The following is an 11760-nucleotide window of genomic DNA, read 5'->3' as shown; positions in this document are numbered from 1 at the left end:
GGCAGCCGCCCCCACCCCATCCCGCACAACGCCCCGCGCCCGCGTCCTTGTGGTGGACGACGATGCCGACATGCTGCGGCTGCTGTCGCTGCGCTTGCAGGCCGCCGGATACGACGTGGTCGCCGTGGGCTCGGCCGAGGCGGCCTTAGCGCAGCTGGACATGGCACGCCCACAGCTCGTGCTGAGCGATGTGCGCCTACCTGGGCGCGATGGCCTCGCGCTGTTCGACGAAGTGCGTGCGCGACACCCTTCGCTGCCGGTCATCCTGCTCACTGCCCACGGCACCATTCCCGACGCGGTGGAAGCCACTTCGCGCGGGGTGTTCACCTACCTCACCAAGCCCTACGACGGCAAGGAACTGCTGGAAAAGATTGCCCAGGCACTGGCCCTGAGCGCCCCAGCTGTCACACATGCCCACGCCCATGAAGCATGGCGTGCCGACATCGTGAGCCGTTCCAACCGCATGACCGACCTGCTGGCCGAGGCCTACATGGTGGCCCAGTCGGACGCCAGTGTGCTGCTGCTGGGCGATAGCGGCTCGGGCAAGGAGTTGCTGGCCCAGGCCATCCACCGCGCCAGCCCGCGCGCGCGCCACCCCTTTGTGGCGGTCAACTGCGGCGCCATCCCCGAAGCCCTTCTCGAATCCGAACTGTTCGGCCACGTCAAAGGGGCCTTTACCGACGCAGTGAGCAACCACAAGGGGCTGTTCCAGGCGGCGGAAGGCGGCACCTTGTTGCTCGACGAGATTGGCGACATGCCACCCGCCCTGCAGGTGAAGCTGCTGAGGGTGCTGCAGGAACGCGCGGTGCGCCCTGTGGGGGCTAGCCAGTCGATTCCCATCGACGTGCGCATCATCTCGGCCACGCACCGCGACCTGGAAGCCGCCATGGCCACGGCCCAGTTCCGCGAAGACCTTTACTACCGGCTCAATGTGGTCACGCTGGCGCTGCCCACCCTGGGAGACCGGCGCGAAGACATCGCACTGCTGGCCAACCACTTTCTCGACAAGCTGGCGCGCAAGTACGACAAGCGCCTGTCAGGCTTTGCACCCGAGGCGCTCAAGGCACTGACCCTGGCCGCCTGGCCTGGCAACGTGCGCCAGCTCTACAACGTCGTCGAACAGGTGTGTGCCCTGTCCACCACGCCCCTGGTGCCCCTGACGCTGGTGCAGCGCGCGCTGCGCACGCCATCTACCCAGGTGCTGAGCTTTGCTGAGGCCCGGCAAAGGTTTGAGCGCGAGTACCTGGTGGGCCTGCTCAAGATGACGGATGGCAATGTAGCCGACGCGGCGCGCCTGGCACAGCGCAACCGCACGGAGTTCTACCGGCTGCTGCAAAAGCACGCATTGACCCCCGGAAACTTCAAGAACGACGCTGTGGACAACGAAGACGTCGCTGATGAGCGACACGACTAGGTCGTTGATTTTATTCAGTTTTTCTCTAGCGCCCTGCCCCGCTGTCGCCATTCGGCGACAAAAACACTGGATTTCCCCCCCAATCCACGGGTCGCACAACTGCTTACATGCAGTTAGCAGCTTAAGCCATTGATTTAAAACAGTTTTTTGAAGCTGGCACAGGGTTTGCCCTAGTCTCAGCATGCAAGCTGTTTTTTCTCACTGTTCACGCTTCACCGGCCACCTCCCACAGGCCGCGATAGCGCTGGCCGCCACCCTGTTGGCAGGCGCCGCACAGGCCCAGAGCTTCGATTTCGACAGCGTAACCCGCATCGCCCGGGAACGGGCGGAGAAGCCTTATCGCGCATCCAGCGACAAGCTCCCCGCCGACCTCGCCAAACTCAACTACGACCAGGTTCGCGACATCCGCTGGCGTCCTGACCGTGCCCTGTGGCGCGCCGAAAAGCTGCCGTTCGAGGCCATGTTCTTCCACCTGGGCCTGTACCAGAAGGAGCCGGTGCTGATCAACGAGGTGACACCGCAGGGCGCGCGCCACATCGGCTACAGCCGTGCGGACTTCGACTACGGCAAGAACCAGGTGCGGCCTGAGGCCTGGGGCGACCTCGGCTTTGCGGGCTTTCGCCTGCACAACCACCTCAACTCCAGCGCCTACAAGGATGAGCTGGTGGTCTTCCAGGGCGCCAGCTACTTCCGCGCACTGGGCAAGGGTCAGCAATACGGCCTGTCAGCGCGCGGGCTGGCCATCGACACCGTGGGTGGCAGTGGCGAAGAGTTCCCACGCTTCACCGAGTTCTGGCTGGTGCGGCCCGATCCCCTGTCCACGCAGGTCACGGTGTATGCGCTGCTGGATTCGCCCCGTGCCACCGGCGCTTACCGCTTCGACATCCAGCCGGGCACGCAGACCACCACCACCGTGCGCAGCCGCATTTTTGTGCGGCCCAGCACGGGCAGCAAGCCCATCGCCACGCTGGGCATTGCGCCGTTGACCAGCATGTTTTTCTTTGGCGAGAACCAGCCCCGCAAAGAAGACTTCCGGCCCGAGGTCCATGACTCCGATGGGCTGATGATTGCCACGGGTGAGGGCGAATGGCTCTGGCGTCCGCTGCAAAACCCCAAGCAGACGCTGGTCACATCGTTTGCCACCAAAAATCCCAAAGGCTTTGGCCTGATGCAGCGCGACCGCCAATGGTCGAACTATGAGGACGTGGAAGCCCGCTATGAGCGCCGCCCAAGTGCCTGGGTGCGCCCCCTGCACGACTGGGGCGCTGGCCGCGTCGAACTGGTGCAGCTCAACACCCCCGACGAAACGCACGACAACATCGTGGCGTATTGGGTGCCCGCCCAGATGCCCGCCCCCGGCCAGCCCCTGGAATTTGCCTACGAGCTGAGCTGGCAAGGCGATGAACAGCAGCGGCCGCCGGGGGCCTGGGCCACGCAATCGCGTCGGGGCGTGGGCTACACCAAAGAGACCGCTGCCGCCTTGCGCCAGCAGGCGCAGTACGTGGTCGATTTCGACGGCCCCGCCCTCAAGGCTTTGCCCGCTGACGCCACCGTGAAAGCCGTGGTGACCAGCGATGCCAACGGCAAGGTGCTGGAAAACATCGTCTACCGCAATCCCGCCACCGAGCAGTGGCGCATGACCGTTCGCGTACAGCGCCAAAAGGCCGATCGCCCGATCGAGCTGCGCGCTTTTCTTCAACACGACAACAACGCTGTGAGTGAAACATGGACGCACATCATTCTTCCCGAGTAAGCCCCCCGGTGCCCCATCACCCCCAACGCAGCACGCTGCGCGAGGAACGGCATCCCAATGCCGTCACCGCGCCGCCCGTCCACCGGGGCTCCATGGCACCCGTGCCCTGGCGTGGCTTCTGGAACAGCATGGGCACAGCCCTGCTTCTCAAGCTGACCGGTCGCACCGAAACCAGCCCTCCCGCATCGCCCGAAAACCGGCCAGCCCAGGAATGGGAGGGTGCTGCGCAGCGCCGCCGCTGGACCTTTGCGGTGCTGACGGTGCTGACCACGGCTCTGGCGAGTTTCCTGTTTGCCGGCGTGCAGCCTGAGTATGAAAACCCTTGGCTGGGCTACGGCCAGATCGCGCTGTTCGCCCTGCTGTCGGCCTGGGTGGTCACCGGCTTTCTCACCGGCTTGATGGGCTTTTGGGTCATGCTGCGCGGCGACAGGCATGCGCTGTCCGTGCGCAGTGTGGTGGAGCATGAACTGGCACCCGACGCGCGCACGGCCATCATCATGCCGATCTGCAACGAGGACGTAGCCACTGTGTTTGCGGGGTTGCGGGCAACGTGCGAGTCGGTGGCATCGACCGGCCACGGGGCCACCTTCGACGTGTTTGTGCTGTCCGACAGCTATGACCCCGCCATCGCCCAGGCTGAACGCGCCGCATGGGAGGAACTGCGCAGCGCCCTGGCGCAGCACAGCCAGCAACCCCAGGTGCAGGTGTACTACCGCCTGCGCGCACGCCGCACGCACCGCAAGGCCGGCAATGTGGCCGACTTCTGCCGCCGCTGGGGCAAGGACTACCGCTACATGGTGGTGCTGGACGCCGACAGCGTGATGAGCGGTGACTGTATCGTCTCGATGGCCAAGCTCATGGAAGCCAACCCCACGGCGGGCATCATCCAGACGGCAACCCAGGCCATCGGCCACGTCACGCTGCACGCCCGCGCGCAGCAGTTCGCCTCACGCGTCACCGGTCGCCTGTTCACGCTGGGCATGCAGTACTGGCAGCTGGGTGAATCCCACTACTGGGGCCACAACGCGATCATTCGCGTGGCACCCTTCATGGAACACTGCGCCCTCGCGCCCATCAAGGGCAATGGTGGCCTGGCGGGCGGCATCATGTCGCACGACTTTGTCGAAGCCGCGCTGATGCGCCGCGCTGGCTACCACGTGTGGCTGGTGTCGGACCTGATCGGCAGCTATGAACAGCAACCCCCCGACCTGCTGGCCGAACTGCAGCGCGACCGCCGCTGGTGCCAGGGCAACCTGCAAAACGCACGCTTGATGGCCGAGCCAGGCATCCACGCGGTGCACCGCTCGATGTTCATCACGGGTGCCATGGCCTACCTCTCCGCGCCGCTGTGGCTCGCCTTCCTGACACTGGGCACGGCGCTGTGGCTGTCGGGCGCCAAGCTGGTGGCCAACTGGCACATCCTGCCGGCCGAATTGCTGTCGCTGTGGGCCTGGACGCTGTGCATGCTGTTCCTGCCCCGCATCCTGGGTGTGGCCGCCGTGTTCATGCGCCGCGAGCAAAAGGAATACGGCGGCGCCGTCAGCCTGCTCAAGAGCGCCGCGCTGGAGAGTGTGCTGGCCATCCTGCAGGCCCCCATCCGCATGCTGGCGCATTCGCTGTTCGTGCTGATTGCGCTCACCGGCCTGAAGCTGGAATGGAAGTCGCCCCCGCGCGAAGCCCATGCCGTGCCCTGGCGCCACGCCGTGCGCCAGCTGGCCCCCATGAGCCTGGTGATTGCCCTGCTGGCCGTGGGTGTCGCCGTGATCGATAGCAGCGCCCTGCTGTGGCTCATGCCTGTGGGCCTGCCCCTGGCGCTGGCCATACCGCTGGCCGTGTTCACCAGCCAGATCGCGTTGGGCAAGGCCATGCGCGCACAACGCCTGTTGCTGATCCCCGAGGAGTCCTGGTCACCGCCGGTGCTGCGCCGAGCCTGGCTGCATGCAAGCCGGCTGGCACGGCCAGCGCCGCTGGCAGCGTTGTAGGCATGTGACAATTGCCGAACAAGCCAAAAGCCGGTGCATGCACCGGCTTTTTGGCGATTGCTACATTATTTATAGCAATAAAATGTTTACCAACAAGCGCTAGCACCGAAAAACAGCAAATTCCCCAGCATCAGAGTGGCGTCCCACGCTGATGGGGCACCGTTACGATACGCATCCCTTCCAACCGGCCCCTGTGCGTGAAACCGATTCATCGCGGTTTCTGCGGTGTGCGGCCCTGTCATCGATGCAATCGTCTCTTTTTTTAACTGTCGCCCGCCAGCGGCTGTGCCATGCCAGCGCACTCGCCCTGGCCCTTGTCATCACCGGCTGCGCCGCGCCCTCAGCAAAGGCTCCCGTGGCAGCACCGGCCCCAGTCGCTGCGCCAGCACCACCGGCTCCACCACCCGAGCCCCCAGGGCGCATCATTTTTGCGGGATTTGCGATGCATTCGCAATCCAAGGTTTTCCGCAACGACGTGCTTCTGGCCGAAAAGCTGGTCAAAGACATCGATCCGAATGCGCTGATGCTCAAGCTGGCCAACCCGGCACGCGATCAGAGCGCCGATTGGCCGCAGGCCACCCCTGAGAACTTCGCGCTGGTGATGTCCAAAATGGCCGAAGTGGCGCGCCCGCGAGACCGCGTTCTGCTGCTCATTTCGACCCACAGCAACCCCGGTCTGCTCAACATCAACGCGGGCGGCAAACACCTGCCGCCGCTCACCCCCCAAATCCTTAGCAATGCGCTGGCCCCGCTCAACGATGTGCCAACGCTGGTGGTGCTTTCCGCCTGCTACAGCGGCGCGCTCATCGAGCCCCTGAAAGCTCCGAACCGCGTGCTGCTCACTGCCACGGACGCCCGCCGCACCACTTTCAATTGCCAGTACAAAGGCGACCACACACCGTTTGCCGAAGCGCTGTTTGGCCAGGCGGGCGCAGAAAACCGTTCTGTGACCGACTGGATGGGCGAGGCGCAGAAATCCATCGCAGCGCAGGAAAGGCGCCGCAAGGTCCCCGCATCCCAGCCACGCATCTTTGTCGGTGACGAGGCCAAGGCCTGGGCGAATCAACCTCTCAAGAACTGGTTGCAAGCACCGAAAGCGCCATAAGCCGGGCGCCACAAGCCCGTCTCCCCCGAATGCAAAAAACCCTGAAGAAGCCGTGCCTCTTCAGGGTTTTTGCATTTCAGCGCCGGGGGCTCAGAAAGGCATCTTGGGCATGCCGCCCCCGCCCATACCCTTCATCCCGCCCATCTTCTTCATCATCTTCATCAGGCCGCCGCCCTTCATCTTCTTCATCATGCCCTGCATCTGCTCAAACTCCTTGAGCAAGCGGTTGACCTCTTGCACATGCACACCCGCCCCGTTGGCGATGCGCTTCTTGCGCGTAGCCTTGATGAGTTCGGGCTTGCGGCGCTCCAGCGGCGTCATGCTCTGGATGATGCCCTCCTTGCGTTTGATGTCCTTCTCGGCCTTGTCCATGTCCAGTGCGCCTGCCTTGGCAGTCAGCTGAGACGGCAGCTTGTCCATCAGGCTGGAGAGCCCCCCCATCTGCTTCATCTGCTGGATCTGCGACAGGAAGTCGTTCAGATCGAACCCGTCGCCACTCTTGACCTTGGCCGCCAGCTTTTGCGCGGCCTCCATGTCCACCCCGGCGGTGACCTGCTCCACCAGGGCCACGATGTCGCCCATGCCCAGAATGCGGCCCGCGTGGCGCTCGGCATCGAACACCTCCAGGCCGTCGAGCTTTTCAGACACCCCCGCAAACTTGATGGGCGCGCCCGTGATCTGGCGCACGGACAGCGCAGCACCGCCGCGCGAATCGCCGTCGAGCTTGGTGAGCACGATGCCGGTGAGCGGCAGCGCTTCCTTGAAGGCCTTGGCGGTGTTGATCGCGTCCTGGCCCTGCATGGCATCGACCACGAACAGGGTCTCGACAGGGTTCAGCGCGGCATGCAGGTCCTTGATTTCCTTCATCAAGGCTTCATCGATGGCCAGGCGACCCGCCGTATCGACCAGCAGTACGTCAAAGTAGTGCTTCTTGGCGTAATCCAGTGCGGCGTGGGCGATGTCGAGCGGCTTCTGGTCGGGCGTGCTGGGAAACCATTCGGCACCGGCCTGCTTGGTCACCGTCTTGAGCTGCTCGATAGCGGCCGGGCGGTACACGTCGCCCGACACGGTCAGCACCTTCTTCTTGCGCTTTTCGATCAGGTGCTTGGCCAGCTTGGCCGTGGTGGTGGTCTTACCCGCGCCCTGCAAACCAGCCATCAGGATCACGGCGGGCGGCTGGGCGGCCAGGTTGATGTCAGCCACGCCTTCGCCCATGGTGGCGGCCAGTTCACGATTGACGATGCTGACCAGCGTCTGACCGGGCTTGAGCGAGCCCAGCACTTCCTGGCCCAGGGCCTTCTCTTTGACACGGGCGATGAAATCGCGCACCACCGGCAGGGCCACATCGGCTTCGAGCAGGGCCATGCGCACCTCGCGCAGCATGTCCTGCACATTGGTTTCGGTGATGCGGGCCTGGCCACGCATCTCCTTGACGAGGCGCGTGAGTTTGTCGGTAAGGGCGGAGGCCATAGGGGAGATGTCCGGTGTTGCCTGCGCGCCAGGGTGCTGGCGGTGGGGCGAAAGGCTAAACTGCGATCCATGATTTTACCCAGTGCTTCCCCTGCCAGCTGGCTCCTGGCCCTGGCCGCTGCCGTGGCATACGCCGTTCCGGCTGCCGCATCCTCGCGGCTGGGCGCTACAGCGGCGCGCAATGCACTGCTGGTGGCCTGGTTGCTGCATGGCGCCGTGCTGGTATGGGGCCTGTGGGGCGATTCCCCCCGATTTGGTTTTGCACCCGCCTTGTCGATGACCGCCTGGCTGGTGCTGACGGTGTACGCGGTGGAACGGCAGCTGTTTCCGCAGATGCAGTCACGCTGGATACTGGCAGCGCTGGGGGCGGTTGCCATTGTGCTGGCGATGCTCTTTCCGGGCCAGCCGCTGCATGTGACGGCTTCCGCCTGGCTGCCGCTGCACCTGGCGCTGGGCATTGCCTGCTACGGCTTGTTTGCCGCCGCCGTGGTGCACGCCTGGCTGATGACACGCGCAGAGCAACGCATCCGGCAGGCCGAAGATCCCCACAGCGGCATCCCCCTGCTCACGCTGGAGCGCCTGACCTTCCGGTTTGTGACGGCGGGCTTCATCCTGCTGACTGCCACGCTGCTGGCGGGCTGGCTGTTTGGTGACACGCTGTACGGCAGGGCCTGGCGGTGGGACCACAAGGCCGTGTTCTCGCTGCTGTCCTGGATCACGTTTGCCACGTTGCTGGTGGGCCGAGCACGCTTCGGGTGGCGGGGACGCAATGCCGTGCGCGTGCTCTATGCCGGATCAGCGCTGCTGTTGCTGGCCTATGTGGGCTCCCGCTTTGTCATGGAAGTCGTCCTGGGCCGCAGCGCATGAAATACCTGGTCTTGCTGGTGGTTCTGGCTATCGCCATTGGTATCTGGCGCAGCCGACGCGCGCCGGATGCAAACGCTTCCAAGCCGCCTGCACCTCCGCTGGCCCTCCCGCAGAACATGCTGGCCTGTGCCCACTGCGGCGTTCACATTCCGCAGGCAGACGCACTGATGGTGGGCGAACAAGCCTACTGCTGCACAGAACACCGGCGCCTGGGCCCGGTCTGAAACCGACCATGCCTCCGCTGTCCGCAAGCACCTTTGCGTCCACCATGGATGCGCCATTTGTGCGCCTGTGGCGCGGGTTTCTGACGGGCCGTGTCATGGTCGCACTGGCCCTGCTGGTACTCCAAGGGGCCGGGCAGGCCATCAACCAAACCACCGAACCCGCCGTGCTGGCAGTGTGTGTGGCCTATCTTGTGGCCGCCGTCATGCTGCGCGTGCTCGGCAGGCACAGACCGCCATCACCCAAGACCGGCCCCCAATGGCTCCCCTCCATTGGTGTTGACCTTGCAGCGATTGTCGCCCTGCAACTGCTGAACGCGGGCACCATGAACTACACCCCCCTGTTTGGCTTGCCCATCCTGATGGCAGCCGTGCTGGGAACGCTGACCTTGGCCCTGGGCACCACAGCAGGCGTCACGCTGCTGCTGCTGGGCTGGGCCTGGTGGCTCGGCTCGGGCACTGCGGGCGACGACGCACCGCGCTACCTGCAAAGCGCGCTGACTGGCACAGGCTATTTCATCGTGAGCTATCTCGTGCACCAACTGGCAACACGCCTGGCGCGCGAGCAGGAACTGGCGCAGCAAAGCCAGGTTGCTGCCCGCGTGCAGACGCAGGTCAGCGCACTGGTCATCCAGAACCTGACCGACGGGGTGTTGGTCGTGGACGAAAGCGATGTTGTGCGCATTGCAAACCCCGCAGGGCTGCAGTTGCTCGGGGGCACCTCGCTGCCCGAGCTGCCATTCATCCTGGCATCCGCGGCCCCCTGGAATCCGCTCGTGATCCTGGCTCGGCGCACCTTCCGCCAGGAACAGCCCCAGACCGCCGACGTAGACCTCCTGCACCCGGGACAAAGCCCCACCGGGCTGCATGTACGCACGTGGTTGACTTCGACGCGCGAGGCAGCGCGGCAGACGCAGACCGAGCGCCTGTGCGTGATGTTCCTGCACGACCTGCGCGAGATGGAAGCCCGCCTGCGCACGGAAAAGCTGGCGGCCATGGGCCGCATGTCCGCCGCCGTGGCCCATGAGATCCGCAACCCGCTGGCAGCCATCGTGCAGGCCAATGCCTTGCTCGAAGAAGACCTGCACGACCCGGCACACAAGCGCCTGGCCCACATGGTGCAGCAGAACGCCGACCGCCTCGCACGCATTGCCGAGGAGGTACTGGACATCGCCCGCGTGCAGCACCAGATCAGCCATGCGCCCGCGTCCACCTTGCCCCTGGACGAAACGGTGTCGCAAATATGGAATGACTGGCAGGCCCAGGACCCCGTGCAGCGCCGGGCAGTAGTGATGCTGGAAGCGGGCAATCCGCAGGTGGAATTCGACACCGAACACCTGCGCCGCGTGCTCGTGAACCTGCTCGACAATGCCCTGCGCTATGTGGGACAGGAGCCTGACTCCCTCACGGTGACCACCCGCACCTTGCCCTCCGGCCAGACCAGCCTGCAAGTCTGGAGCGACGGTGCGCCCATGGACAAGTCCGTGGAGCGTCACCTGTTCGAACCGTTTTTTTCCTCCGAAAGCCGCTCCAGCGGCCTGGGCCTCTATATTTGCCGCGAGTTGTGCCAGCGCCATGGAGCGTCCATCAGCTACCAGCGGCTGACCCGCACCACCCTGCGGGGCGAGGTGGGCGGCAACGCCTTTACCGTCGGCTTTCGCCGCACCACACGCCCTGCCGATGCTGCCACGCTGTTTGACACCATCGTGGTCTGAAACGCCCTGCCATGAACGCACCTACCGCATCCATCCTCGTCGTGGACGACGAACCCGACCTGCGCACCTTGTACGAACTGACCTTGCTGCGCGAAGGCTACCGGGTGGAGACCGCATCCAGCGTCCAGGAGGCGCGCGAACAGCTCAAGGCCCACCGCTTTGACGCCGTCATCACCGACATGCGCCTGCCCGACGGTTTCGGCATGGAACTGCTGCAGGATCTGCGCGACCAGCAGCGCCGGGAGCGCTGCGTGGTCATGACAGCGTATGGCTCTGCCGAGAACGCCGTGGAAGCCCTGCGCTCTGGTGCCTTCGACTATCTGACCAAACCCGTGGATCTCAAGCAGTTCCGCTCGGTCGTCGCATCGGCCGTGCAAGGCACCGGGGGTGTCCCCGCGCCCCGGGCCGCACGCACCGGCGGCGTACAGGGTCGGCAGGGGGCGTTCAGCGCAGACCCCTTGGCGGCAGGCACCGCACTGGACCGGCTGGTGGGCACCTCAGAGGCCATTCGCAACGTCAAGCAGCGCGTGGCCAAGGTGGCACGGGGCATGGCGCCCGTGCTGATTCATGGAGAATCCGGCACGGGCAAGGAACTGGTTGCGCAAGCGTTGCATGCCAGCAGCCAGCGTGCCGATGGTCCCCTGGTGGCCGTGAACTGCGGCGCCATCCCCGAGAACCTGCTGGAGGCAGAATTTTTTGGTGCCCGGAAAGGCTCTTACACCGGTGCCACCCAGGATCGGGACGGCTACTTTCAGGCAGCCCGTGGCGGCACGCTGTTTCTCGACGAAATCGGTGACCTTCCCTTGGCCATGCAGTCCAAATTGCTGCGCGCCATCCAGGAGCGCAGCGTACGGCCTCTTGGCTCCACCCAGGAGGAGACGGTGGATGTGCGCATCGTGAGCGCCACACACCGCGACCTGGCCGCCGACGTGCAATCGGGCCGCTTCCGCCAGGATCTCTATTACCGGCTCAACGTGATCGAAATCGTGATACCCCCGTTGCGCGAGCGGCGTGAAGATCTGCCTGTGCTGTGTGCCGCACTTCTGGCGCGCATCGCCCAGGAATCCGGCATGCCAGTGCCTTCTCTGACAGAGCATGCGCTCCAAGCCATTGCCGCACACCCCCTGACCGGCAACGTCCGCGAACTGGAAAACCTGTTGCACCGGGCCGTGGCACTCAGCGACGGGGACGAACTGCATGTGGACTGGCCCTCTGGCACCCCCACCCCATTGG

At 64.9% G+C, this 11760-nt stretch carries 9 protein-coding genes; 8 read left to right on the top strand and 1 reads right to left on the bottom strand.

Translation table 11 applies throughout. The features are described from left to right. Positions 1–49: 49 nt before the first annotated feature. From NFX52_RS27090 to NFX52_RS27075, 4 genes are all read left to right on the top strand, one after another. A complete protein-coding gene (locus tag NFX52_RS27090; RefSeq protein ID WP_353848501.1) occupies positions 50–1414 on the top strand; it encodes a sigma 54-interacting transcriptional regulator in 1365 nt (454 codons plus the stop codon). Between the two features lie 181 nt (positions 1415–1595). Then, on the top strand, positions 1596–3167 hold the full coding sequence (locus NFX52_RS27085) for a glucan biosynthesis protein G (protein WP_238385499.1): 1572 nt from the start codon (positions 1596–1598) through the stop codon (positions 3165–3167). Further along, positions 3140–5149 (top strand): glucans biosynthesis glucosyltransferase MdoH, encoded by a 2010-nt coding sequence (gene mdoH / locus NFX52_RS27080; protein ID WP_055395013.1) that lies wholly within the window; start codon positions 3140–3142, stop codon positions 5147–5149. Before NFX52_RS27085 ends, mdoH begins: the two co-directional genes overlap by 28 nt. Before the next feature lie 442 nt (positions 5150–5591). Beyond that, positions 5592–6254 (top strand): C13 family peptidase, encoded by a 663-nt coding sequence (locus NFX52_RS27075; RefSeq protein WP_055395015.1) that lies wholly within the window; start codon positions 5592–5594, stop codon positions 6252–6254. A gap of 90 nt (positions 6255–6344) precedes the next feature. On the opposite strand, the gene ffh is transcribed toward NFX52_RS27075, so the two are convergent. Continuing rightward, positions 6345–7724, bottom strand: a complete 1380-nt coding sequence (ffh, locus tag NFX52_RS27070; RefSeq protein ID WP_055395017.1) for a signal recognition particle protein — start codon at positions 7722–7724, stop codon at positions 6345–6347. Between the two features lie 69 nt (positions 7725–7793). On the opposite strand from ffh, the gene NFX52_RS27065 reads away from it, so the two are divergent. The 4 genes from NFX52_RS27065 to NFX52_RS27050 all read left to right on the top strand — a co-directional run. Then, the gene (locus tag NFX52_RS27065; RefSeq protein WP_055395019.1) at positions 7794–8591 is read left to right on the top strand and encodes a cytochrome C assembly family protein; all 798 of its coding nucleotides are present in this window, start codon (positions 7794–7796) and stop codon (positions 8589–8591) included. Beyond that, the gene (locus NFX52_RS27060) at positions 8588–8815 is read left to right on the top strand and encodes a PP0621 family protein (RefSeq protein ID WP_055395021.1); all 228 of its coding nucleotides are present in this window, start codon (positions 8588–8590) and stop codon (positions 8813–8815) included. The genes NFX52_RS27065 and NFX52_RS27060 overlap by 4 nt, the downstream gene beginning before the upstream one ends. An 8-nt stretch (positions 8816–8823) precedes the next feature. Continuing rightward, positions 8824–10527, top strand: coding sequence for a two-component system sensor histidine kinase NtrB (locus NFX52_RS27055; protein ID WP_055395023.1), 1704 nt, complete (start codon positions 8824–8826; stop codon positions 10525–10527). Positions 10528–10538: 11 nt separating this feature from the next. Continuing rightward, positions 10539–11760 (top strand): sigma-54-dependent transcriptional regulator (locus tag NFX52_RS27050; RefSeq protein ID WP_252635901.1); only part of this gene is annotated, 1222 nt, incomplete at its 3' end.

The organism is Acidovorax facilis, from assembly GCF_023913775.1.
GTDB classification, from domain to species: Bacteria; Pseudomonadota; Gammaproteobacteria; order Burkholderiales; family Burkholderiaceae_C; genus Acidovorax; species Acidovorax facilis.
Note: the sequence above shows the minus strand (reverse complement) of the source record. Positions and strands in the feature narration are given on the sequence as shown.